General features: G+C 70.4%; 19 protein-coding genes. 9 read left to right on the forward strand and 10 right to left on the reverse strand.

The window, feature by feature from the left end:
* Positions 1 to 38: 38 nt before the first annotated feature.
* Positions 39 to 1,421 (reverse strand): MFS transporter, encoded by a 1,383-nt coding sequence (locus ACFTQE_RS04040; RefSeq protein ID WP_376923851.1) that lies wholly within the window; start codon positions 1,419 to 1,421, stop codon positions 39 to 41.
* A 171-nt stretch (positions 1,422 to 1,592) separates the two neighbouring features.
* On the opposite strand from ACFTQE_RS04040, the gene hpaH reads away from it, so the two are divergent.
* From hpaH to hpaD, 6 genes are all read left to right on the forward strand, one after another.
* Positions 1,593 to 2,378, forward strand: coding sequence for a 2-oxo-hept-4-ene-1,7-dioate hydratase (hpaH, locus tag ACFTQE_RS04045; RefSeq protein WP_376923852.1), 786 nt, complete (start codon positions 1,593 to 1,595; stop codon positions 2,376 to 2,378).
* Complete coding sequence (locus tag ACFTQE_RS04050; protein WP_376923853.1) at positions 2,363 to 3,172, forward strand: HpcH/HpaI aldolase/citrate lyase family protein; 810 nt, start codon at positions 2,363 to 2,365, stop codon at positions 3,170 to 3,172. Before hpaH ends, ACFTQE_RS04050 begins: the two co-directional genes overlap by 16 nt.
* Positions 3,173 to 3,248: 76 nt before the next feature.
* On the forward strand, positions 3,249 to 4,760 hold the full coding sequence (locus ACFTQE_RS04055) for a fumarylacetoacetate hydrolase family protein (RefSeq protein WP_376923854.1): 1,512 nt from the start codon (positions 3,249 to 3,251) through the stop codon (positions 4,758 to 4,760).
* Positions 4,760 to 5,443, forward strand: a complete 684-nt coding sequence (locus tag ACFTQE_RS04060; protein WP_376923855.1) for a GntR family transcriptional regulator — start codon at positions 4,760 to 4,762, stop codon at positions 5,441 to 5,443. The genes ACFTQE_RS04055 and ACFTQE_RS04060 overlap by 1 nt, the downstream gene beginning before the upstream one ends.
* A 50-nt stretch (positions 5,444 to 5,493) precedes the next feature.
* Positions 5,494 to 6,987, forward strand: coding sequence for a 5-carboxymethyl-2-hydroxymuconate semialdehyde dehydrogenase (gene hpaE, locus ACFTQE_RS04065; protein ID WP_376923856.1), 1,494 nt, complete (start codon positions 5,494 to 5,496; stop codon positions 6,985 to 6,987).
* A 58-nt stretch (positions 6,988 to 7,045) separates the two neighbouring features.
* Positions 7,046 to 8,188, forward strand: a complete 1,143-nt coding sequence (hpaD, locus tag ACFTQE_RS04070; protein WP_376923857.1) for a 3,4-dihydroxyphenylacetate 2,3-dioxygenase — start codon at positions 7,046 to 7,048, stop codon at positions 8,186 to 8,188.
* An 82-nt stretch (positions 8,189 to 8,270) separates the two neighbouring features.
* Here the strand turns inward: hpaD and ACFTQE_RS04075 are convergent, their stop codons facing one another.
* The 4 genes from ACFTQE_RS04075 to ACFTQE_RS04090 are packed head-to-tail and all read right to left on the reverse strand — an operon-like array spanning position 8,271 to position 13,203.
* A complete protein-coding gene (locus ACFTQE_RS04075; RefSeq protein ID WP_376923858.1) occupies positions 8,271 to 10,013 on the reverse strand; it encodes a glycoside hydrolase family 36 protein in 1,743 nt (580 codons plus the stop codon).
* An 11-nt stretch (positions 10,014 to 10,024) separates the two neighbouring features.
* Positions 10,025 to 10,870: a carbohydrate ABC transporter permease gene (locus tag ACFTQE_RS04080; protein ID WP_376923859.1), complete on the reverse strand. Its 846-nt coding sequence runs from the start codon at positions 10,868 to 10,870 to the stop codon at positions 10,025 to 10,027.
* Positions 10,867 to 11,808 (reverse strand): carbohydrate ABC transporter permease, encoded by a 942-nt coding sequence (locus ACFTQE_RS04085; protein WP_376923860.1) that lies wholly within the window; start codon positions 11,806 to 11,808, stop codon positions 10,867 to 10,869. The genes ACFTQE_RS04080 and ACFTQE_RS04085 overlap by 4 nt, the downstream gene beginning before the upstream one ends.
* 57 nt (positions 11,809 to 11,865) lie before the next feature.
* The gene (locus tag ACFTQE_RS04090) at positions 11,866 to 13,203 is read right to left on the reverse strand and encodes an ABC transporter substrate-binding protein (protein ID WP_376923861.1); all 1,338 of its coding nucleotides are present in this window, start codon (positions 13,201 to 13,203) and stop codon (positions 11,866 to 11,868) included.
* Positions 13,204 to 13,322: 119 nt separating this feature from the next.
* Between ACFTQE_RS04090 and ACFTQE_RS04095 the strand changes: the two genes are divergently transcribed.
* Positions 13,323 to 15,467 (forward strand): alpha-galactosidase, encoded by a 2,145-nt coding sequence (locus ACFTQE_RS04095; protein WP_376923862.1) that lies wholly within the window; start codon positions 13,323 to 13,325, stop codon positions 15,465 to 15,467.
* The gene (locus tag ACFTQE_RS04100) at positions 15,464 to 16,900 is read left to right on the forward strand and encodes a hypothetical protein (RefSeq protein ID WP_376923863.1); all 1,437 of its coding nucleotides are present in this window, start codon (positions 15,464 to 15,466) and stop codon (positions 16,898 to 16,900) included. The genes ACFTQE_RS04095 and ACFTQE_RS04100 overlap by 4 nt, the downstream gene beginning before the upstream one ends.
* A 39-nt stretch (positions 16,901 to 16,939) precedes the next feature.
* Here ACFTQE_RS04100 and ACFTQE_RS04105 read toward each other — a convergent pair whose 3' ends face one another.
* Positions 16,940 to 17,998, reverse strand: a complete 1,059-nt coding sequence (locus ACFTQE_RS04105) for a LacI family DNA-binding transcriptional regulator (protein ID WP_376923864.1) — start codon at positions 17,996 to 17,998, stop codon at positions 16,940 to 16,942.
* 180 nt (positions 17,999 to 18,178) lie between these two features.
* On the opposite strand from ACFTQE_RS04105, the gene ACFTQE_RS04110 reads away from it, so the two are divergent.
* Positions 18,179 to 19,384, forward strand: a complete 1,206-nt coding sequence (locus ACFTQE_RS04110; protein ID WP_376923865.1) for a metallophosphoesterase family protein — start codon at positions 18,179 to 18,181, stop codon at positions 19,382 to 19,384.
* A 69-nt stretch (positions 19,385 to 19,453) separates the two neighbouring features.
* Here the strand turns inward: ACFTQE_RS04110 and ACFTQE_RS04115 are convergent, their stop codons facing one another.
* From ACFTQE_RS04115 to ACFTQE_RS04130, 4 genes are all read right to left on the reverse strand, one after another.
* Positions 19,454 to 20,302: an alpha/beta fold hydrolase gene (locus tag ACFTQE_RS04115; protein ID WP_376923866.1), complete on the reverse strand. Its 849-nt coding sequence runs from the start codon at positions 20,300 to 20,302 to the stop codon at positions 19,454 to 19,456.
* On the reverse strand, positions 20,299 to 20,901 hold the full coding sequence (locus tag ACFTQE_RS04120) for an isochorismatase family protein (protein ID WP_376923867.1): 603 nt from the start codon (positions 20,899 to 20,901) through the stop codon (positions 20,299 to 20,301). The genes ACFTQE_RS04115 and ACFTQE_RS04120 overlap by 4 nt, the downstream gene beginning before the upstream one ends.
* A gap of 105 nt (positions 20,902 to 21,006) precedes the next feature.
* Entirely contained in the window at positions 21,007 to 22,656 is a 1,650-nt protein-coding gene (locus ACFTQE_RS04125; protein WP_376923868.1) for a D-alanyl-D-alanine carboxypeptidase/D-alanyl-D-alanine-endopeptidase, read from the reverse strand.
* Between the two features lie 78 nt (positions 22,657 to 22,734).
* Positions 22,735 to 23,718, reverse strand: a complete 984-nt coding sequence (locus ACFTQE_RS04130; protein ID WP_376923869.1) for a Gfo/Idh/MocA family protein — start codon at positions 23,716 to 23,718, stop codon at positions 22,735 to 22,737.
* Positions 23,719 to 23,873 lie beyond the last annotated feature (155 nt).

Genomic DNA, 23,873 nt, shown 5'->3' on the forward strand with positions numbered 1-23,873 from the left:
GGAACGTTCCCGCCGGGGCATCCGAGTACCTGCAGCTGCTACTTCACGCCGTAGATGGCGCTCGCCGACTGCTCGGCCTCGTGATCGGGGCCGAGCGGAATGCCGGTGCGGTCCTTCAGCAGCAGGGTCGCGATGAAGGCGACCACCATGATGCCCGCGATGTAGAACGCGACCGACGTCGCGGTGCCGGTGGCCTGCACGAGCGCCGCCGAGATCATCGGGGCGAACGCGCCGCCGAGGATCGCGCCGAGGGCGTAGGTGATGGAGACGCCCGAGTAGCGGATCGACGCCGGGAACAGCTCGGTGAAGTACGCGGCCTGCTGCCCGTAGGTGAAGCCGTTGCCGATCGTGAAGAGCGCGAGGCCGGCGAAGAGCAGCCACACGTTGCCGGTGTTCACGAGCGGGAACAGCAGGAAGACCGTGGCGAGGAAGGCGATCCAGCCGATGATGTAGGTGTTCCGGCGGCCGATCCGGTCGGAGACCGAGCCCGCGATCCACGTGACGATGAGCCACACGACAGCGGATGCCGCGACGGCGAGCAGCACGGGCGTGCGCTCCATCCCGACGTGGCCGCCGTCGGCGATCGGCGTGGTGGCGTAGTTCTGGATGTAGCCGCCGGTCGTCATGTAGCCCGCGGCGTTGTTGCCGGCGAAGGTCAGCGCGGCGAGGAGCACCAGCAGCCAGTGCCGCTTGAAGAGCTGGGCGATGGGCGTCTTCGTCTGCTCCTTGCGAGCGGCGATCTCGGTGAAGACGGGGCTCTCGTCGACCGATCGGCGCACGATCATGCCGACGATGATGAGCACGAAGCTCAGCAGGAACGGGATGCGCCAGCCCCACTCGAGGAATGCGTCGCCGGGAGAGATGACGCCCGTCATGAGCGCGAGCACGCCCGAGGCGAGGAGGAGGCCGATCGGCACGCCGATCTGCGGGAACGCGCCGTAGCGGCCGCGCCTGCCGTCGGGCGCGTGCTCGACCGCCATGAGCACCGCGCCGCCCCACTCACCGCCCGTCGAGAGGCCCTGCAGGATGCGCAGGACGACGAGCAGGAGCGGCGCGAGGATGCCGACCTGCTCGTAGGTCGGCAGCACGCCGATGAGGGTCGTCGCCGCGCCCATGAGCACGAGCGTCACGACGAGCATCGCCTTGCGGCCGATCTTGTCGCCGAAGTGGCCGGCGAGGAACGCGCCGAGCGGCCGGAACAGGAAGCTCACGCCGATCGTCGCGAACGACAGGATCGTCGCGAACTCGGGGCCGGCGGGCGCGAAGAAGAGCACCTGGAACACGAGGCCGGCGGCGCTCGCGTAGAGGAAGAAGTCGTACCACTCGATGGTGGTGCCGATCACGGTGGCGAACGCGACGCGGCGGAGCTCCCGTCGTCGCGCGTCGCTCTGGGCCGGGGCGGGGGCGGATGTCGTGGTCATGCGGGGGCGACTCCTCTGTCGGGTCCGCGGTCATGGGCAGCTCGTCGTCGAGCTCGAGACGAGCTATCGGGCCATAATATACGATTTCAAATACGACGATGACCCGTGACGCCGAGGACGGCGGTGATCGTATACGATCAAGCCACGCCCTGACGACGAAGTGGAGCCCGTGTGCTAGACCAGTCCACCATCGAGGCGATCGCCGACGAGCTCCTCGTCGCCGATCGCGACCGCACCATCGTGCCGCGGCTCACCGCGCGGCACCCCGAGATGACCGTCGAGGACTCGTACGCGGTGCAGCAGCTCTGGGCCGAGCGCCGCGCCGCCGCCGGCCACCGCGTGGTCGGCCGCAAGATCGGCCTCACCTCGAAGGTCATGCAGGTCGCCACCGGCATCACCGAACCCGACTACGGCGTCATCTTCGACGACATGGTCGTGGAGTCCGGGGCATCCGTCGAGTTCGACCGGTTCTCGAACGTGCGCATCGAGGTCGAGCTCGCGTTCGTGCTCGAGAAGCCCCTGCAGGGCCCGGATGTCACGATCTTCGACGTGCTCGACGCCACCGCCTACGTCGTGCCGGCGCTCGAGATCCTGAACTCGCACATCGAGCTCGAGGGTCGCACCATCGTCGACACGATCTCCGACAACGCCGCGATGGGCGCCATGGTGGTCGGCGGCCGGCCGGTGAAGGTCGATGAGGTCGACCTCCGCTGGATCTCCGCCCTGCTCTACCGGAACCAGACGATCGAGGAATCGGGTGTCGCAGCTGCGGTGCTCGGCCACCCCGCGATGGGCGTCGCCTGGCTCGCGAACAAGCTCGCACAGCACGGGCAGTCGCTCGAGGCCGGCGAGATCATCCTCGCCGGTTCGTTCACCCGACCCATGTGGGTCGAGCGCGGCGACACCGTGCACGCCGACTACGGACAGCTTGGAGCCGTGACATGCCGATTCGAATGAACCTCCCCGAGACGCTCACGGCCCGCATCGCGGCATCCGACCGCCCGCTCGTCGGCATGTGGGTCTGCTCCGGCAGCCCCATCATGGCCGAGCTCGCGGCCGGCAGCGGCCTCGACTGGGTGCTCATCGACGCCGAGCACTCCCCCAACGGACTCGAGTCGATCCTCGCGCAGCTCTACGCGGTCTCGGCGTACCCGGTCGCACCCGTCGTGCGGCCGCCGATCGGCGACACCGTGCTGATCAAGCAGTACCTCGACCTCGGCGTGCAGAACCTCCTCGTGCCGATGGTCGACTCCGCGGCACAGGCCGCCGAGCTCGCCCGTGCGGTGCGATACCCCGCCGACGGCGTGCGCGGCGTGGGCGCCGCCCTCGCCCGGTCAGCGCGCTGGAACCGGGTCGACCGCTACCTGCAGAACGCCGCGTCGACGATCAGCCTCACGGTGCAGATCGAGTCGGCCGCCGCCGTCGAGGCGGTCGAGGAGATCGCCGCGGTGGACGGCGTCGACGCCCTCTTCGTCGGACCCGCCGACCTCGCCGCCTCGATGGGACTGCTCGGCCAGCAGTCGCACCCCGACGTCGTCGAGGGCGTGCTGCGCTCGATCCGTGCGGGCGCGACCACGGGCAAGCCCGTCGGCGTCAACGCCTTCGTGCCCGCCGACGCCGAGCGCTACCTGACCGCCGGCGCGGCGTTCGTCTCGGTGGGGGCGGATGTCGCGATCGTCGCCCGCGCCTCGGAGGCGTTCGCCGATCGCTTCATCCCGGCGGACGCGTCGGCGCCTCGCGCGAGCTACTGACGAGCCGGCTCGATCGCCCCTCGACAGGGGCGACTGGATCGTATATCATTTCAGATATTGAGAGACGAGGACGTCAATGACATTCGGCATCGCCACCCCCGGCAAGATCATCGCCGTGCACCTGAACTACCCCTCGCGCGCAGCACAGCGCGGCCGCACGCCCGCGCAGCCGAGCTACTTCCTGAAGCCGGCTTCGTCCCTCGCCGCCACCGGCGCAACGCTCGAACGCCCCGCCGGCACCGAGCTGCTCGCGTTCGAGGGCGAGATCGCGATCGTCATCGGCGAGCCCGCCCGCCGCGTCTCCCCCGCCGACGGCTGGAACCACGTGGCATCCGTCACGGCGGCCAACGACTTCGGGCTCTACGACCTGCGGGCCGCGGACAAGGGCTCCAACGTCCGCTCGAAGGGCGGTGACGGCTTCACGCCGATCGGCCCCGTCGCGATCCCCGCGGCCGGCATCGCCGAGGGCGACTGGCGCGTCCGCACCTGGGTGAACGGGCGGCTCGTGCAGGAGGACACCTCGGACACCCTCCTCTTCCCCTTCGGCCGTCTCATCGCCGACCTGTCGCAGCTCATGACCCTCGAGACCGGCGACGTGATCCTCACCGGAACGCCCGCCGGCTCCTCGGTCGTGCTGCCGGGCGACGTCGTCGAGGTCGAGGTCGACGCCCCGGGCGCTCCCGGTGCGCCGAGCACTGGCCGGCTCGTCACGACCATCACGCAGGGCGTCGCCGAGTTCGGCGAGTTCGGCACGAGGCCCGCGACCGACGACCTCCAGCGCGTCGAGGCCTGGGGCGGCGAGGAGGAGCTCGCCGCGGCCGTCGCCGCGGGCCGCGCTTCGACGCCCGCTGCGGCCGGCGCAACTGAGGTCACGACCCCGGCCGCTCCCTCCTTCGAGCTCACCGACGAGCTCCGCGCCGACTTCGGCCGCGTCGCCGTCGCCACCCTCTCGGTGGTGCTCCGCAAGCGCGGATACCACGACATCTTCATCGAGGGCGTCGCCGCCAACCACCCCGGCGATCGCATCGTCGGCCGCGCGAAGACGCTCCGGTTCATCCCGTTCCGGCCCGACCTGTTCCAGAGCCACGGCGGCGGGTTCAACGCGCAGAAGCTCGCCTTCGACACCGTCGCGCCCGGCGAGGTGCTCGTCGTCGAGGCCCGCGGCGAGCGCGGCACCGGCACCGTCGGCGACGTGCTCGCCCTCCGCGCCCAGGTGCGCGGCGCGGCCGGCATCGTCACCGACGGCGGCGTGCGCGACTTCGACGCCGTGGCCGGGTTCGAGATCCCCGTGTTCTCGCAAGGCGCCCACCCCTCGGTGCTCGGCCGGCGCCACGTGCCGTGGGAGGTCGACGTCACGATCGCGTGCGGCGGCGCGGCGGTGCAGCCCGGCGACGTCATCGTGGGCGACGGCGACGGCGTCATCGTGATTCCCCCGCAGCTCGTCGAGGAGGTGCTCGCCGAGGCCCTCGAACAGGAGCGGCAGGAGGCGTACGTCGCCGAGCAGGTCGCGGCCGGGGCATCCGTCGACGGGCTCTTCCCCATGAACGCCGAATGGCTCGCCCGCTATCGAGCAGCGACGGAGGCATGATGAACGCCGAGGTGATCCGGTCCACCGAGAGCAAGTCGCAGCAGGCGTACCGCTTCATCCGCACGCGCATCGACGACGGCCGCTACGTGCCCGGCTACCGACTCGTGCTCGGCGCGATCGCCCGCGAGCTCGACGTCTCGGTCGTGCCGGTCCGTGAGGCGATCCGGCTGCTCGAGGCCGAGGGACTCGTCACGTTCGAGCGGAACGTCGGCGCCCAGGTCGCCCTCGTCAAGGAGACCGAGTACCTGCACACGATGGAGACGCTCGCGCTCGTCGAGGGCGCGGCGACGGCGCTCTCCGCGCCCTTCATCTCCCCCGACCACATCAGGCGGGCCCGCGAGATCAACGAGCGGATGCGTCGCACGCTCGACGACTTCGAGCCGACGCGGTTCACCGAGCTCAACCTCGAGTTCCACGCCGTGCTCTTCGAGGAGTGCCCGAACCCGCACATCCTCGACCTGGTGCACCGCGGCTGGAACCGCATGAAGGTGCTGCGCGACTCCTCGTTCAGCTTCGTGCCCGGCCGCGCGCGCGACTCCGTCGAGGAGCACGAACGCATCCTCGCGCTCATCGAATCGAGCGCCGACGCCCTCGAGATCGAGCTCGCCGCGCGGCACCACCGCACCGCGACGCTCGACGCGGTGCTCGCCGCCCAGTCGCGGCATCCGCGGCCCGCGCCCTGAGGCGCCTCCCCGACACACTTCCCGTTCCAACACACCGAAAGCCGAATGACATGACGCACTACATCCCCGTGGGCCTGCCCGACCGCATCCGCCACTTCATCGACGGCGAGTTCGTCGACTCCGTCGGCGGCGAGACGTTCGACGTGCTCGACCCCGTGTCGAACGAGACCTACGTGCAGGCGGCCGCCGGCCAGCAGGCCGACATCGACCTCGCCGTCGCCGCAGCGAAGCGCGCGTTCGACGATGGCCCCTGGCCCCGCATGCTCCCCCGCCAGCGTTCGCGCGTGCTGCACCGGATCGCCGACCTCGTCGAGGCCCGCGACGCCCGGCTCGCCGAACTCGAGACGTTCGACACCGGCCTGCCCATCACGCAGGCGCTCGGCCAGGCGCAGCGCGCCGCTGAGAACTTCCGCTTCTTCGCCGACCTGATCGTCGCCCAGCGCGACGACACCTACAAGGTGCCGGGTCGTCAGGTCAACTACGTCAACCGCAAGCCCATCGGCGTCGCGGGCCTCATCACGCCGTGGAACACGCCCTTCATGCTCGAGTCGTGGAAGCTCGCCCCCGCGCTCGCCACCGGCAACACCGTCGTGCTGAAGCCCGCCGAGTTCACGCCGCTGTCGGCCTCGCTCTGGGCGGAGATCTTCCGCGAGGCCGGTGTGCCCGACGGCGTCTTCAACCTCGTGAACGGCCTCGGCGAAGAGGCCGGCGACGCGCTCGTCAAGCACCCCGACGTGCCCCTCATCTCGTTCACGGGCGAGAGCCGCACCGGCCAGATCATCTTCGGCAACGCGGCGCCGTTCCTGAAGGGCCTCTCGATGGAGCTCGGCGGCAAGTCGCCCGCCGTGGTCTTCGCCGACGCCGACCTCGACGCGGCGCTCGACGCGACGGTGTTCGGCGTGTTCTCGCTGAACGGCGAGCGCTGCACCGCCGGCTCCCGCGTGCTCGTCGAGCGCTCGATCTACGACGACTTCGTCGCCCGCTACGCCGAGCGTGCGAAGAACATCGTCGTCGGCGACCCGCACGACCCGAAGACCGAGGTCGGGGCGCTCGTGCACCCCGAGCACTACGAGAAGGTCATGTCGTACGTCGAGATCGGCAAGGGCGAGGGCCGGCTCGTCGCCGGCGGCGGCCGCCCCGAGGGACTCGACACCGGCAACTACGTCGCCCCCACGGTGTTCGCGGACGTCTCGCCCGACGCCCGCATCTTCCAGGAGGAGATCTTCGGACCGGTCGTCGCGATCACGCCGTTCGACACCGACGAGGAGGCGCTCGAACTCGCGAACAACACGCGCTACGGCCTCGCCGCCTACATCTGGACGAACAACCTGAAGCGCGCCCACAACTTCGCCCAGTCGGTCGAGGCCGGAATGGTCTGGCTGAACTCCAACAACGTGCGCGACCTCCGCACCCCCTTCGGCGGGGTCAAGGCCTCGGGCCTCGGGCACGAAGGCGGCTACCGCTCGATCGACTTCTACACCGACCAGCAGGCCGTGCACATCACGCTCAACGAAGCGCACTCGCCGCGCTTCGGCACGAAGTAGCCCGCCCTCGGCCGCATCGCAACTGCTCGACCGCATCACAACTGAAGGACGAATCCACATGTCTGCACTCAACGACCGAGTCAAGACCTCCTCCGGCTTCTTCGTGAGCCAGGAGGCCCCGATCCACAGCGACAACCCGGTGCCGACCCCGTCGGTCCCCGCTCCCGACATCCTCCGCTGCGCCTACATGGAGCTCGTCGTGACGGACCTCGCCGCCTCGCGCGTCTTCTACGTCGACGTGCTCGGCCTGTACGTCACCGAGGAGGACGACGAGGCGATCTACCTCCGCTCGACCGAGGAGTTCATCCACCACAACCTCGTGCTGCGCCAGGGCGACGTCGCCGCCGTCGCCGCGTTCTCGTACCGCGTGCGCACCCCCGAGGACCTCGATAGGGCGGTCGCCTTCTACTCCGAGCTCGGCTGCCGCATCGAGCGCCGGGCGGAGGGCTTCACGAAGGGCATCGGCGACTCGGTGCGCGTCGAGGACCCGCTCGGCTTCCCGTACGAGTTCTTCTACCAGTCCGAGCACGTCGAGCGGCTCTCGTGGCGCTACGACCTGCACACGCCCGGCGAGCTCGTGCGCCTCGACCACTTCAACCAGGTCACCCCCGACGTCCCGCGCGCCGTGAACTTCATGCAGTCGCTCGGCTTCCGCGTCACCGAGGACATCCAGGACGACGAGGGCACCGTCTACGCGGCGTGGATGCGCCGGAAGCCCACGGTGCACGACACCGCCATGACGGGCGGCGACGGCCCCCGCATGCACCACGTCGCCTTCGCGACGCACGAGAAGCACAACATCCTCGCGATCTGCGACAAGCTCGGCGCGCTCCGCCGCTCCGACGCGATCGAGCGCGGCCCGGGCCGTCACGGCGTCTCGAACGCGTTCTACCTCTACCTGCGCGACCCCGACGGCCACCGCGTCGAGATCTACACGCAGGACTACTACACGGGCGACCCCGACAACCCCGTCATCACGTGGGACGTGCACGACAACCAGCGCCGCGACTGGTGGGGCAACCCCGTCGTCCCGAGCTGGTACACGGATGCCTCGCTGGTGCTCGACCTCGACGGCAACCCGAAGCCCGTCGTCGCCCGCACGGACTCCTCGGAGATGGCCGTCACCATCGGCGCCGACGGCTTCTCGTACACGCGCTCGGGCGACGAGGAGCAGGGCTTCAAGCTCGGCAACACGCTGTAGGCGCGAACGACGCGCGCGATGACGCCGCCCGGCGCTCCGGATCACCGGGGCCGCCGGGCGGCGTTCGCGTTCTCCGCCGCGCTCAGTCGATGACGAGCACCGCGATCGACCACGACGGGATCGCCAGGAAGCCCTGCGTCGTGAGCTCCACCCGCGCCGGGGCCGCACTCGCCGAACCCGTGATGATCGCGAGCTCGGCCGTCGACGACGCCGGCGCGTCACGTCGGTACGCCACGTGCGACGACTCCGACGCGTTCAGGACGACGAGCCGGCGCACCCCCTCGAGGTCGAGGTCGACGACGCTTCCGCTGTACGCGCCCACCACGAGCGTGTCGCCGAGCCGGGCCGCCGCCGACGGATAGCCGTCGACGGGAAGGCCGGCCGTGATCTCGCCGTCGAGCAGCACGTCGCGCAGCTCGCGCCACACCGCGAGCACCGCGGCGACCTCGTCCCGATGCGCCGCCGGCAGCGAGGCGAGCGGCATCGAGATCTGGGGAACGCCGAAGAAGGCGCCGAACAACTGCCGTGCCGCAGCACCGGGCTTCGCCGACGGATCCCACATGACGGGATCGGCGTGCACGACCTGCCCGCTCGCGAGCAGCCGGAGGTCGAGGATCGACCGACGGTTCTGGAGGGCGTCCGCCGGGCAGTCGTCGGCCCGCACGACGTCGGCGTACGACGCGACCGCCGGGGAGACGTACGGCTGGCGGAACTCGATCAGGGCGCCGGGGCGTTCGAGGTCGACGGCATCGGCGACCCCCCTCAGCAGCACGGTCATCGCCTCTCCCACGTCGGCGAGGTCGCCGTTCGACGGCTCGCCCGCGTACGCCATCGCGTTGTTCAGGAAGTCGATCTTGAGCCCGTCGAGGTCGTAGACGCGCATGAGCCGAGCGCACGTCTCGACGAGGTGCGCGCGCACCTCCGGATGCCTCGGGTCGAGCACCCATGCCCGCAGACCCTCGGCGTAGTGCGTCGCGAAGGGACGCAGCCGGTCGAACGCCTCGCTCTGCTCGCCGAGCAGGAGCGGCGCGATCCACAGCACGACGTCGAGACCCTGCGCATGCAGCCGGCCCGAGAGCGCCGCGAGGTCGGGGAACTTGGACTCGTCGGGCACCCAGTCCCCACAGCCCGCGTACCATCGGCCGTCGCCGAAGCGCTGCCAGCCGTCGTCGATGAAGACGGATCGGCAGCCGAGCTCGGCGGCGACCGCGACATCCGACTCGATGATCTGCTCCGAGATGCGCTGCGAGTAGGCGTACCAGGTCGAGTAGACCGGCTCCCGCGACGCCGTCGACGCGGGTCGCACCGGCAGGTCGGCCCGTACCGCCCCTGAGATCGCCCGGACCGCGCGCCCGTACGGCATCGCCTCGCCGACGAGCACGAGGCCGAGTCCGGCCTCCAGCTCGGCGAGTCGCCCCTCGATCGGCAGGCGCACGACGAAGGTCTTCTCCTCCTCGGAGACGCCGTACTGCAGCTCGCCCTCGTGCACCAGGCAGTCGAAGCCGAAGGCGAGCCGGCTGTCGCCGTCGGCGTCGTAGAGCACCCCGATCGGCGCCGACCTCACCGCGCTGAAGCGATCGCGCCCCTTCCAGTCGGCGGGGAGGCCGCGATCGGCCGAGAGTCCGGGATTCCAGTAGCCGGCGGCGTTTCCCAACGGCAGTTCGAGCACGACCTGCCCCTCGCCCTGCACGGCGAGGCCGATCCGCACGAGACCGCCGTCCTCGGACTGCTCGGACACGCGGACCGCGCCCCCGGTGCCGAGGCGGATGCCCCTGGGGAGCTCGGTCCACTCGATCAGCGAGAGGTGATGGTCTTCAAGTAGCACGTGCAGGACTCCTATTGCTTGACTGCGCCGGCGAGGATGCCGGCGACGAAATGACGCTGCAGGAACAGGAACAGCACCAGGATCGGCAGCACCGACAGGAGCGTTCCCGTCATCAGCTGCCCGTAGTCGGTGGTGCCGATGCCCTGCAGCGAGGCGAGCGAGACGGGGATGGTGAACGACTCCGGCGTGCGCAGCACGACGAGCGGGTAGACGAACTCGTTCCACTGGCCGAGGAACAGGAAGATCGCGAGGGCGGCGATCGCGGGACGCACCGTGGGCAGCACGATCCTGCTGAACACCCGGAACTCCCCCGCGCCGTCGACCCGGGCGGCCTGGAGCAGCTCGTCGGGGACGGCCAGCATCGTCTGGCGCATGAGGAAGATGCCGAACGGCATCGCGAGGCTCGGCAGGATGAGGGCCTGATAGGTGTCGAGCCAGCCGAGGGTCACCATGATCTGGAAGAGCGGCACGAGCGTCACCTGCGACGGCAGGGCGAGCGTGACCAGCACGGCGCCGAACAGCACGCCGCGCCCGCGGAACTCGAACTTCGCGAAGGCGTAGCCCGCTGCGGTGCAGACGACGAGGCCGAGCACCGTGTACACGGACGCCACGAGCACGGAGTTGCCGATCGCGCGGCCGAAGAGCGTCTCGGTGAGCAGGCCCGACAGGTTGTCGAGGAAGGCGGGGCCGGGCAGCAGGTTCGGCGGCGAGGCGAAGATCTCCCTCGAGGGATACGTCGTCGCGATGATGAGCCAGTAGAACGGCAGGATCATCACGACGCTGCCCGCGGCGATCACCGTCGTGAGGACGAGCGATCTGGTGCGTCGGCCGCGGACGCCGACCAGTGCGTCGGTCATCGGGTCTTCTCCTTGAAGAGGCGGAACTGGATGAGCGAGATCACGGCGATGATGAGCGTGAGCGCATAGCCGATCGCCGAGGCGTAGCCGAAGTCGAAGTACCGGAACCCGTTCTGGTAGAGGTACATGCCGATCGTCAGCGTCGCGTTGTCGGGACCCCCGTTCGTCAGCACGTAGGGCTCGTCGAAGAGCTGGAGCGTGCCGATGGTCGAGAGGATCACGGTGAGCAGCAGCGCGGGTCGCAGCCCGGGCATCGTGATGTTCCAGAAGCGCTGCCACCCATTCGCGCCGTCGACCTGGGCGGCTTCGTAGAGCTCGCCCGGGATCGATTGCAGCTGCGCGAGGTAGATGATCGCGTTCTGGCCCGTGTAGTGCCAGGTCATCGCGAGCACGATCGAGATCTTCGCCCAGAACGGGTCGACGAGCCATGGGATCGGACCGATGCCGATCGCGCCGAGCAGTTCGTTGACCACGCCGTCGCCCGAGTCGAACAGCGCCCTGAACAGGATGCCGTAGGCGACGAGGCCCATGACGATCGGCACGAAGTAGGTGGTGCGCCAGAACGCCCGCCACTTGAGCAGCATCGAGTTGAACGCGACCGACAGCACGATGCCGAGGGCGAGCATGAGCGGGACCTGCACGACCAGGATGAGGAACGTGTTGCCGAGCGCGGTGTAGAACAGGGGGTCCTGCGCGAGGCGGATGTAGTTGTCGAGGCCGACGAAGGCGGTGACGCCGCCGACGTTCTGCGTCAGGCTGACCCAGAATGCGGAGAGGTACGGATAGAGCTTGAAGCCCAGGAACAACAGGATCGTCGGCAGGAGGAAGAGGTACGGCGTGAGCCGGGGGTGGCCGATCGAGGAACGGCGGCGGCGCGACGGCGGACGGCGGCGGTCGGTCGCCGGCCGCTCGTCGACGGTCTCGAGGAGTGCGTTCACGTGTGAGTCGCTTCGTCAGGGGGTGCGCCGGCGGGTCGCGCCGGCGCACCCGGCCGGTCAGTCGGACGCGAGCTTGCGGTTCGTCTGCTGCGCCACCTGTTCGGCGGCCTCATCCAGCGCGTCCTGCGGGTCGGCCCCGGAGAGGAGCACGCGCGTCTGCGCGTCGGTGAGGGCCTTCAACGCGCGCGCGTAGTCGCTCGTGAAGTTGACGACGGGGGTGTCCTGCGCCAGCTCGGCGATGAAGATCTCGTTCGGCGACTGCCCGTTGAAGTACTCGCTCGGTTCTGCGAACCCCTCGGATTCGAGCATCGGCTTGTAGCCGGGGAACATGCCTCCGCCGTCGTAGACGACCTTCTGTCCCTCGAGCGTGCCGAGCGCGAAGTTCACGAACTCCCATGCCGTGCGCTGGTTCTTGCTCTCGGTCGGGATCGAGAGGTAGGTGCCGCCGTTCACCGCCGCCGTGATGCCGCCGGGCTCGACGGCCGGTGGGAGGCGGACGCCCCAGTTGCCGGCCATGTCGGGCGCCTCGTTCTCCATGACGCCGGCCATCCATCCGCCCGACGGCATGATCGCGACGTCGGTCTCTCCGCGGAGCGACTCGAGCAGCGTGTCCCAGCTGCCCTGCTGGTCGCCGACGATGCCGAGGTCGTTCGCCTTCTTGATGAGCTCGAGGGCGTGCACGCCGGCCTCGTCGTTCATCGTGATCTCGCCCTGCTCGTCGAAGTAGAACGAACCCTGCAGCGCCGTGAGCAGCTGCCAGAGTCCGGCCGAGTCCGCCGCGGACGCCGCCTTGTCCTGGTTGTAGAGGTTGACGCCCGTCTTCTCCTTGATCGTGACGCCCGCCTCGAGCAGCTGGTCCCACGTCTCGATCGAGTCGATGTCGACGCCGGCCGCCTCGAAGACGTCGGTGCGGTAGAAGAAGCCGGTGGCGTTGACCTCGTACGGAATGCCGTAGACGGCACCGTCGGCGCCCGAGCCGCTCTTCCACGCTCCCGACGGGAAGTCGTCGGCGAGCTCGTCCGCGCCGAAGTCGCGCAGGTCGACGAGTTCGCCGGGGAACTTCTCGACGTAGTTGCCCATGTAGTCGATGCCGATGTTCAGCACGTCGGGCAGTCCGGAGCCCCCGGCTGCCATTCCGGTCGTGATCTTCTCCCAGATCGCCGGGTTGCCGACGTCCTGCACGTCGATCTCGACATCGGGGTGGAGCTCCTGGAAGGCGGGGATCGCCGCCTTGAGCCCGTCGCCCGGAGCATCCCACGTCCAGATCGTGATCTTGCCCGACACGTCGCCATCGGTTGCGCTGTTGTCGGCCGAGGCGGCCGAGCATCCGACGAGTGCCGTAGCGGTCGCGATGGCGGCTGCTGTGACCGCCACCCCGCGTGATCGCTTGTTCAACGTGAACCTCATTGTTCGCAGTCCTTTCTCGGTGAGTCGCGTCATCGGCGACTCGGCGACAGTAACATATTGCGTGTATATATGCAGCAAGAGTCTGCAAACTTGCAACGGAGGCGAAAATGGATGAATCGGTGTTCCATCTGCGCGCGGGGGGCGTGAGCGTCGTCATCCAGGCATCCGGCAGCACGCTGCCCGTGATCTGCCACTGGGGACGCGACCTCGGACCACTCGACGAGGCCGCCCTCGCCCGGGTCGCCGAGCATGCGCGCGTCACCCGTGTGACGAGCGAACCGGACCAGCCCGTCGCGGTCGGCGTGCTGCCCGAGCCGAAGCAGGCCTGGATGGGTCCGCCCGGCCTCACCGGCGATCGCGCCGGGCGCGCGGGCTTCCCCGACTTCGACGACGTCGTCGTCGACGTCGAACAGGTCGACTCGGCGACGATCGCGCACCGGCTCGTGTCCACGGCGACGGATGCCGCGAACCGACTCGCCGTCCGCCTCGAGTTCGAGCTCCTCCGTTCCGGCCTGTTGCGCGTGCACGCCGTCGTCCGCAATAACGGCGAGGAGCGGTACCGGCTCGATGGGCTCGACCTCGCCCTCCCGGTGCCCGGCCGCACGGCCGAGCTGCTCGACTTCTCGGGGCGTCACGGCGGCGAACGGCGCCCCCAGCGCGCGACGATCACCGACGGCACCCACGTGCGCGAACAGCGCCGCGGGCGCCCCGGACCCGACGCGACGACGCTGCTCGTCGCCGGCACCGAGGGCTTCGCCTTCGACCGCGGTGAGGTCTGGGCGGTGCACCTCGGCTGGTCGGGCAACCTGCGTCTCTGGGCGCACCGCACGAACGGCGGGCGGACCGCCCTCGGCGGCGGCGAGCTCCTGCTGCCCGGCGAGGTCGAGCTCGACCCCGGCGAGGAGTACGAGATGCCCTGGCTGTACGCCGCATACGGCGTCGGCCTCGACGATGCATCCGCTCGCATTCACGACGCCCTGCGCGCCCGGCCGACGCACCCCGCCGTCGGGCGGCCGGTCACGCTGAACACCTGGGAGGCGGTGTACTTCGACCACACGCTCGAGCCGCTCCACGAACTCGCCGGGATCGCCGCCGAGGTCGGCGTCGAGCGGTTCGTGCTCGACGACGGATGGTTCCTCGGCCGCCGGCACGACCGCGCAGGGCTCGGCGACTGGGTCGTCGACCCCGAGGTGTGGCCGCGCGGACTCGCACCGCTCGTCGATCGCGTCCGCGGTCTCGGCATGCAGTTCGGCATCTGGTTCGAGCCCGAGATGGTCAACCCCGATTCCCGGCTGGCTCGCGCCCACCCCGAGTGGATCCTCTCACCGCAGCACCGGGACGCCCCGCTCGCGAGGCAGCAGCTCGTGCTCAACGTCGGCCACCCCGATGCGCGCGCCCACCTGCGTGATCGCATCGTCGAGCTCGTCACCGAGCACCGCATCGACTACGTCAAGTGGGATCACAATCGCGATCTCGTCGAACCCGTCGATCGCGTGACCGGCCGGGCGGGCGTGCATCGCCAGACGCAGGCGGTCTACGCCCTCATCGACGAGATCCGCGCGGCCTGCCCATGGCTCGAGATCGAATCGTGCTCGGCCGGCGGCGGCCGGATCGACCTCGGCATCGCCGAGCGCACCGACCGGTTCTGGACGAGCGACTCGAACGACCCGCTCGAGCGCCAGCGCATCCAGCGCTGGACGAGCCTGCTGATGCCGCCCGAACTGCTCGGAGCGCACGTGGGCGCGGCGACCGCCCACGTCACCGGTCGCACCAGCTCGATCGACTTCCGAGCGATCACCGCGATGATCGGCAGTTTCGGCATCGAATGGGACCTGCGCCAGGCGACCCCCGACGAGCGTGCCGCGCTCACCGGGTGGATCTCCGAGTTCGTGCGCCTGCGTCCGCTCATCGAACGCGGCAGGCTGCACCGCCTCGAGAGCGAGCCGGCGATCCTCGCCCAGACCATCGTCTCAGCCGACCGTCGGCATGCGATCGCGACGATCGCGACGATCGACTCCCCCGCGCACGTGCCCGGACCGGCACTCCGGCTCGCGGGACTCGACCCCGCGGCGAGCTACCGCGTGGCCCGAGTGCGGCCCGAAGTCGCCGCCGACCCGACGTCGACCCGCCGACAGCCGGACTGGTGGTCGGAGGCGGGCATCTGGCCGGGCGCCGTCCTCGCCGAGGTGGGGCTGCCGATGCCGGTCCTGCGCCCCCAGGAGGCCGGACTGATCGAGCTGGTCGCGCTGTGACCGGACTCCGCATCGCGACCGACGACGCATCGCTCGCGGAGATGTTCGGCTGGGCGACGCAGGCCGCCGCCCGCTTCGTCGTGGCCGACGGCGACCACGGGCCGCTCGATGTGTCGGAGGCCGACTCCGGCCCGTACCGCACGGCCGACTACCGGGCGAGCTATCACGCCGGCTACCGGTTCCGCAGCGGCTACTACCTTCGAGACTTCGCGCATCAGGCGGTCGGTGCCCAGCTGCTCGGGCTGGCGCGGCACAATGCCTCGATGCTCGAGAGCTTCGTCCGCACCGCGACGCCCGAGCACGGCGGCTGGCCCGTGTGGGCGCTGAACTTCGACCGGGTCACCCCGCTCGCCATCGACTATCGCGGCCCCGACCGCTTCGTGCGCGAGCTCCCCGCCGTGTTCGAGCTCGTCGAGCTCGTGCATGTGCTCTATCGCTGGACCGGCGATCCGGCCCTCCTCGAGCATCACGGGTACTGGCGGCGCACGCTGACCGACTTCGTCGCCGCGCACGACCGGATCCTCCCGAACGGAGTGGCGGAGGCCGACGGACCCGGCATCTTCGACGGCGCGGCGAGCTACAACGAGCGACCCGCGGGAGCGCTGCTGGAAGCCGGTGACGCGTTCGCGGCGCAGTATGCGGCGAACCTGCATGCCGTGAGCCTCGAGTCCGCACTCGGCGAGCACGAAGCGGCCGACCGGTTCGCGGCGGCCGCCGAACGGCTCGCCGCGGTCTTCGCCGACGAGTGGGGCGCTGCTGGTCGATCGGCCGGCGAACTCGTCTCCGCACGCGACGCCGACGGGACGCCGCTCCGGGAATGGCTGAAGGAGGCGAACTGGTTCCCGCCCCTCAAGGGTCTCGTCGACGCCGACCACCCGAACCGCGCCGCGGTGCTCGAGCACATCGACCGCGCGTGCCGTCACGACACCACCGCGCCGCGCAACGTCGAGGCCCTGAGCTACCTGCCCGACGTGTTCCTTCGGCACGGACGCCCCGACACCGCGTACGAGTGGATGCGCACGGTGTACGACGCGCGCGCTGAGCAGCACGAGGTCGCCGCGCAGGGGGCGAACGGCGACTACCCCGAGGTGTCGTTCACCCTCGTCGCGCAGATCGTCGCCGGCTTCCTCGGCCTCGAGCCGAACGCGGCCGCCTCGGCCGTGACCACGCGGCACGCGCTGCCGAGCGGCGTCAGCCGCCTCGCGGCATTCGACATCCCCTTCGGGGACGGCTTCATCGGCGTCGGCGTGGAGCTCGACGATGAGCTGTGGCTCGAGAACCTCACCGCACGCGATCTCGAGTGGAGACCGGTCATCGCCCGCGACGACCGGTTCCACGACCCGCACCTCGGCGGGCCGTGCTCACTCGGCCGGGCCCGCTCGGAGGGCGCTCACCGCGTGGCGCCCGGAGAGCGCCGCTCGATCCGCCTCTGAGGTCGAGCGCGTCGATCGACGTCGAGCGTTCGATCGACGTCAGACCGGCACGGGGCCGGTCGACTGCCGCAGCCGCAGCTCGGGGTCGATGAGCGCCTCGGTCGTCTGCACCGCGCGGTTCTGGATCATGGTGACGAGGGTCCGAACGCAGCTCTCGGCGAGGCTCTCGACCGGCTGGCGCACCGTCGTGAGCGGCGGATCGGTGAAGTCGAGCAGGTAGGAGTCGTTGTAGCCGATGACGGAGAGGTCCTTCGGCACCTCGAGGCCGCGCCGGGTCGCCGCCCGGATCGCGCCGAGCGCCATGTCGTCGCTCGAGGCGACGATCGCCGTGACCCCGAGCTGCAGCAGTTCTTCGGCGGCGTGGCGTCCGCCGTCGACGCTGAAGTGGTGTCGCACCACGAGGTCCTCCGCGTCGTTCAAGCCACGCGCGTCCATCGCCTCGAGGAACCCCTCGACGCGTCGATCGGCGGGCGTGTTGCCGACCGGCCCTGCGCACATCCCGATGCGCCGATGGCCGAGGTCGTACAGGTGCGACACCGCGATCTCGGCAGCCTGCCAATCGTCGGTGGAGACGACCGGAGTGCGCGAGTCGACGAAGGCGCCGTTGACGCTCATGTACGGGATGCCGCGGGACTCGAGCAGCTCCCGGGCGACGGGATCGGCGTTGCGCAGCGTGTTGCTCGACGAGAGGAACACCGCAGCCGCGATGCCCGCGTCGAGCATGACCTCGATGTAGTCGCGCTCCACGACCGAGCCCGGAACGACGGGACAGATCACGGCACGGAGCCCGTGCGGGCTCAGCTCGCTCTCGACCGCGGTGCACATCGCGGCGAAGATCGCATCCTTGAGCGCCGGAATGAGCAGCAGCACGATCTCGCCCTTGACCGGTCGTTCGTACCCGATCTTCGCCAGTGCGCGCTCCACCTGCTCCCGGGTGCTCGCCGAGACGCCGTACTTGCGATTGAGCACCCGGCTCACGGTGGCCTCGCTGACACCGGCGATCGCGGCGACCTCCGCGAGGCGGACGGATCCTGCGGGCGACCGCGTTCGGCGAGCGACGCCGGACTTCGGCGTCTGATCGGCGGTCGTGTCTCCCATTGCACCATTCTTGCCGATACCGCGGCGTCCGGTGTGTTCCGCGGCACTGCGATCCGCGTCGTCGCCGCGGTGAGCGGCACCGCACCGTTCACCTTCAGGTCGCCCGCGGGTCATCCGCCATCCCTACCGTCGGTGGGGGCGCGCCCGACCGCGCGCCACCGACGAACAGGAGATCGATCGATGCCAGGCAAGTCGCCCATCAGCCGCAGGACCATCCTCACCGCGGGAGGCCTCGGCGTGCTCGGTGCCGCTGCGCTCCCGACCGCTGCACACGCCGAAGCCGGCGACGCCGAGCGCGGGGCCACCGGCGGCCCGCGCGCGAAGGCGCCGAAGCTGCGCTTCCGCGCCGACGGCACCTTCAAGGTCGTGCAGTTCAACGACACGCAGGACGACGAGTTGACCGACCGTCGCACCGTCGAGCTCATCGAGAAGACCCTCGACGCCGAGGCGCCCGACTTCGTGCTCATCAACGGCGACGTCATCACGGGCGGCTGCGAGACGCGTCTCGCCGTGAAGCAGGCGATCAACAACGTCGTCTGGCCGATGGAGAGCCGCGGCATCCCGTGGGCGGTCACCTACGGCAACCACGACGAGGACTCGCTGCCGCAGTCGGGCGTCGATGAGGCGATGATGCTCGACTTCTACCGCAGCTACGACTTCAACATGAACGCCGAGAACATCGCGGGAGTCACGGGCACCGGCAACACGATCGTGCCGATCCGCACCGCCGGCCGCGGCAACGACACCGCGTTCAGCCTGTGGCTCCTGGACTCGGGTCGCTACGCGCCCGGCGCCATCGACGGGCAGGACTTCGCCGGTTACCCCACGTGGGACTGGCTGCGCATGGACCAGGTCTCGTGGTACCGCGAGGAATCGCAGCGCCTCGAGAAGAAGTTCAAGCGAAAGGTGCCGGGCCTCATGTTCATCCACATCGCGCTCTGGGAGCACCGGTTCATGTGGTGGGGCGGCGTCGACACGCGCACCGAAGCGGATGCCGCGCGCGGACGCACCCGTCACGCGATCGTCGGCGAGCGCAACGAGGACGAGTGCCCCGGCCCCTTCAACTCGGGCATGTACAACGCGATCCTCGAGCGCGGCGACGTCAAGGGCGTCTTCGTCGGCCACGACCACGTCAACGACTACGTGGGCAACTACTACGGCGTGCTGCTCGGCTATGCGCCCGGCACGGGCTTCGGCGCCTACGGGCTGGCCGGGGACGAGCGCAACCGCATGCGCGGCGGCCGGGTCTTCGAGCTCACGCAGGCGGGCGACGAGGTCGACATCGCCACGCGCGTGGTCTACGCACGCGACTACGGCATCGACCTCACGGCGAACGACCAGCCGATGGAGCCGACGCCGCTCGCGCCCAAGCAGGCGGCGATCTGAGGTTTCGGCGGAACGTGCGGCGGGGCGGGTGGGCGTGAACGGGCCGCCCGCCCCGCTGCCACTCGTGGGTTACGCCTCGGGCCGGCCTCGGCCGGCCTCGGCGGGGCGGTCGCCCTCGGCGAGGAACGCGATCGCCGCCGCCTTGAACGCCCTCGATGTGAGTGCTGAGACGTGATCGCGACCCGGCACCGAGACGAGATCGGCGCCCCACTCGAGGGCGAGCTCCTGCGCGCCGACCGGCACGGGGTCGTTCTCACCCACGACGAAGAGCACCGGGATGCCACCGGGGATCGCCAGCGGCGCACCCGAGACGCCCTCGATGACGGCCAGCAGTGCTTCGCGGTCGGCACCCGCCGCGATCGCGGGGCGCAGTACCTGCTCGATCACCGGGTCGCGGGGCGTCTCGTCGCGGAGCAGCACTGCGCGCGCGTCGTCGATCGCCCAGGTGGCGAAGAGCTCGTTCGGGCCTGCGCCGCCCACGACGACCCGGCGCACCCGCTCGGGGGAACTCGTCGCCAGCGCCGAGAGCACGCGGTTGCCCATCGAGTACGCGACGACGTCGACCACGTCGGCGCCGGCGGAGTCGAGCACCGCGACGAGGTCGGCCCCGAGCAGTTCGGGGGCGTACGACGCGGCATCGATCGGCTTGTCGCTCGCACCGTGGCCGCGCAGGTCGAGCGTGATCGTCGTTCGGCCGGCGTCGTCGAGGGCGCGCACCCAACCGGTGCCCTCCCATGTGATCGCGGCGTCCGACGCGAAGCCGTGCACGAGCAGCACCGGCGGCGGCGCGGCGGCCGGGGCTGCGCTCCCGTCGGCCCGCTCAGCCGGCTCGACCGCGTGCACTCGGTATCCGATGAGCACCCCGTCGGGGGCTTCCGCGTAGAGGGTCGGGGTCGTCGCCGTGCCGGCCTGCCTCACGAGGCGGCCTCGTCGAGCACCGTCGACTCGGCGATGACGACGCCGGCGTGGCCGAGCTCGGCGAGTGCGGACGCCGATGACTCCGCCGCGACGCCCGCGATGAGGTCGGTGAAGACGCGCACGTGCTGGCCGTGCTCGACCGCGTCGAGCGCGCTCGCTCGAACGCAGTAGTCGGTGGCGATGCCGACGACGTCGATGTCGGTGATGCCCCGGGCGGCGAGCACGTCGCTCACGCTCGCGCCCGCGTCATCCGTGCCCTCGAAGATCGAATAGGCGGGCACTCCCTGCCCCTTGCGGATGTGCACCTCGACGCCCGAGGTGTCGAAATCGGGGTGGTACTCGGCCCCCGGAGTGTCCTCGACGCAGTGCGGCGGCCAGGTGTCGACGAAGTCGGGTTCGGCGTCGACGGCGAAGTGGCCGCCGTTGTCGTGCTCGCCCGAGTGCCAATCACGGGATGCCGCGACGAGCGCGTACTCGCCCCGGTGCTGCTGCAGCAGGCGCGTGACGCCGGCGGCGACGGCCGCTCCCCCGTCGACGCCGAGTGCGCCGCCCTCGGTGAAGTCGTTCTGCACGTCGATGATGAACAGGGCCCGCGTCATGGCTCGCTCCTTCGCACGTTGAAGACGGCACTGCTCGGCCGATGCACCCATTCTTCCAGCGATCGGCGTCGGGGCGCAGTGTTCAGCGTTCCGCGAACCGCGCGATCACTGGTTCGAGAGGTTGTCGCCGCAGAGGTAGAAGCCGGTCGTCAGCGTGTCGATCGCCTGCTTCGCCTCGTCGGTGACGTCGCCGAGGGCGTAGATCGCGAACGTCAGGGTGGAGCCGTCCTGCGCACGCACGACGCCCGAGAGCGTGTAGCCGGTGTCGATCCACCCGGTCTTCGCCGAGACCGCACCGTCGGCGACCGCGTTGTCGCCCGAGAAGCGGTCGTCGTAGCTGAGCGAGCCGCGCTCGCCCGAGACCGGCAGGCCGTCCATGAGCACGCCGAGGTTGCCCTCGCGGGCGTTGATCTTCACGAACAGACGCGTCAAGTACGCGGGCGGCACGGCGTTGTTGTCGGACAGTCCGGAACCGTCGACGACCGTGATGCCCGTGGTGTCGATGCCGTAGGCTGCGAGGCCCTGCAGCACGCCGGCGTTGATGGCGCCAAAGGTGTTGCCGGCGCCCGTCTCGATCGCCACGAGGCGGGCGAGCATCTCGGCCGCGGTGTTGTCGGAGACGACGAGCGCCTTGTCGACGAGCTGCGCGACGGTCGGCGACTGCACCTGGCCGAGCTGCTGCGCCCCTGCGGGCGCGACGCCGCGCTCGACCACGCTGATGCCGCCGAGCTCGCTCGCGAACGCTTCGCCGGCCCGGCCGACCGGGTCGCCGCTGCGCCATGACGTGTTGGCGCCCGGGTTGTCGCGATCGCCGTCGACCATGAGCGCTGCGATGTTCGACATGTAGCCGTCCTCGCGCTCCTTGATGGCCCAGCTCGGCTCCCATTCGTCGCCGCTGAAGTAGCTCGCGTCGAGGATCAGCTTCGTGAGCGGCGGGTTCGCCGGGTCGGCGGCCCACGCCGCCTCGACCTGGGCCGCGAGGTCGTCGAGGTGGGCGGCGCCCGGGTAGACCGTCTCGGTGCCGCTCGAGGTGCGCGAGAGGGTGGCGTCGCCGCCGCCCACGAGTACGACCGAGCCGGGCTCCGAGCCCTTCACGACAGTCGTCGGGGTGCGGTAGTCGGGACCGAGCACCGAGAGCGCGGCGGCCGAGGTCAGCACCTTCATGACGCTCGCGGTGCGGGACGCGGTCGTGCCGCCGCGGTCGTACAGCACTTCACCCGTCGCGGCGTTCACGACCTGCGCCTGGAAGTTCGCGAGACGCCCGTCGGCCGCGCGATCGGCGACCGAGCAGGTGCGGAGGCGAGCCGCCGCAGCGATCGTCTCGGGCACCGGCCGCGCCGGGTCGACGGTTGGCGTGGGCGTCGCGGTGGTGATGGCGGCAACGGATGCCGCTCCGCCGCCGCCGCTGGCGATGCCGGCCGCGACCGCACCGCCGCCGATCAGGCCGAAGGCGACGACGCCGCCCGCGATCATGAGCGGCAGCCGGTGCTTGCGGGCGAATGCGGAGATCGAGGCGAGCACGCCGGTCTTCGGGGAGGCGGCTGCATCGGTTGCCGAGGTGTCGGCGGGTGCGTCCGTGGCGGCGAGCACGTCCGCGTCGGCGAGTGCGTCTGCGTCCGTGGGCAGTTCTGCGTCCGTGGGCAGTTCTGCGTCCGTGGGCACGTCCGCGTCCGTGGGCATATCCGCGTCGGCGGGCACGCGCAAGGGGTCGCCGTCGTCGGGGGTCTCCCCCGTGGCATCCGTCTCGTCGATCACCCGGGTGATCCTACGCGAGCCATCCTCAAGAGAACCTGATCATGCCCCCGATCGAGCCCGTCGATCGGGGGCGGCCGATCACTCGCCCGGGTAGGCGAGTCCGATCTGCCGGCGGATCTCGTCGAGCGATGCCATGATCGCGACCGTCTCGTCGATCGGCAGCAGGTCGCCCGAGAGGGTGCCTGCGGCCACGAGCCGTTCGACCGCCTCGGCCTGGAACTGCATGCCGCGACCGACGACTTCCGAACGATACTCCTCGAGCTGCGTGCCGTCGGCCGCGATGACCCGGAAGGTCGTCGGCGTGTACCAGACGTGGTCGATCTCGATGCGGGCCTTCGTGCCGAGCACGACGGCGGTGTTCGGCCCCTTCACGTCGCTCGCGGACAGGGTCGAGGCCATGCGCCCGCCCTCGTAGCCGTAGACCACGGCCACCTGCGCGTCGGCACCCGTCGACTTGAAGGTCGCCGACGCCTGCGTCGTCGCCGGTGCACCGAAGAGGTCCCATGCGAAGGAGATGGGGTAGATGCCGAGGTCGAGCAGCGCGCCGCCGCCGAGCTCGAGCGCGTTGATGCGGTGCGCCGGGTCGTCGGAGAGCAACTGCGTGTGGTCGGCGATGAGCGTGCGCACGTCGCCGAGCGTGCCGGCGGCGATGATCTCGCGGATCCGCGCCATGTGCGGCAGGTACCTGGTCCACATCGCCTCCAGCACGAGGAGCCCCTTGGCGGAGGCGAGCTCCGCGAGTGCCCGCGCCTCGGCCGCGTTGACGGTGAACGCCTTCTCGACGAGCACGTGCTTGCCGGCTTCGAGCGCGAGCGTCGCGCCGGCGGCGTGCATCGGATGCGGCGTCGACACGTAGATCACGTCGACCTCGGGGTCGGCGACGAGTGCTTCGTAGCTGGCGTGCGCGTTCGGGATGTCGAACTCGGCGGCGAATGCGTCGGCACTCTCCTGCGAGCGTGACCCCACCGCCTGCACGGTGAATCCGTTGAGCTTCAAGTCGTTGGTGAAGGCGTGCGCGATGCCGCCCGTCGCGAGGATGCCCCAGCGCAGTCGTTCCGTCATGTCGACAGCCTATGCCGCCGGCGCCCACGGCTCGACCGCGGAGCCGACGGCGACGCCCTCTGTACGGGGAGCTGCGGCCGGGCGATGTTCAGGTTAGCTTCGGCGTAGCGCCTGTTTCTCCTGCGCAGGCGAACGGCCCGGAGACCCCGGGCCGT

Source organism: Agromyces sp. NPDC056965 (genome assembly GCF_042673425.1).
Lineage (GTDB): Bacteria > Actinomycetota > Actinomycetes > Actinomycetales > Microbacteriaceae > Agromyces.

Bases quoted from the DNA above. Each gene is read 5' to 3' on its own strand.
- hpaE (WP_376923856.1), top strand. From the start codon at position 5,494: ATGACGCACTACATCCCCGTGGGCCTGCCCGACCGCATCCGCCACTTC.
- ACFTQE_RS04050 (WP_376923853.1), top strand. From the start codon at position 2,363: ATGCCGATTCGAATGAACCTCCCCGAGACGCTCACGGCCCGCATCGCG.
- hpaD (WP_376923857.1), top strand. From the start codon at position 7,046: ATGTCTGCACTCAACGACCGAGTCAAGACCTCCTCCGGCTTCTTCGTG.
- ACFTQE_RS04060 (WP_376923855.1), top strand. From the start codon at position 4,760: ATGAACGCCGAGGTGATCCGGTCCACCGAGAGCAAGTCGCAGCAGGCG.
- ACFTQE_RS04130 (WP_376923869.1), bottom strand. From the start codon at position 23,718: ATGACGGAACGACTGCGCTGGGGCATCCTCGCGACGGGCGGCATCGCG.
- ACFTQE_RS04055 (WP_376923854.1), top strand. From the start codon at position 3,249: ATGACATTCGGCATCGCCACCCCCGGCAAGATCATCGCCGTGCACCTG.
- ACFTQE_RS04095 (WP_376923862.1), top strand. From the start codon at position 13,323: ATGGATGAATCGGTGTTCCATCTGCGCGCGGGGGGCGTGAGCGTCGTC.
- ACFTQE_RS04120 (WP_376923867.1), bottom strand. From the start codon at position 20,901: ATGACGCGGGCCCTGTTCATCATCGACGTGCAGAACGACTTCACCGAG.
- ACFTQE_RS04040 (WP_376923851.1), bottom strand. From the start codon at position 1,421: ATGACCACGACATCCGCCCCCGCCCCGGCCCAGAGCGACGCGCGACGA.
- ACFTQE_RS04105 (WP_376923864.1), bottom strand. From the start codon at position 17,998: ATGGGAGACACGACCGCCGATCAGACGCCGAAGTCCGGCGTCGCTCGC.
- ACFTQE_RS04080 (WP_376923859.1), bottom strand. From the start codon at position 10,870: ATGACCGACGCACTGGTCGGCGTCCGCGGCCGACGCACCAGATCGCTC.
- ACFTQE_RS04110 (WP_376923865.1), top strand. From the start codon at position 18,179: ATGCCAGGCAAGTCGCCCATCAGCCGCAGGACCATCCTCACCGCGGGA.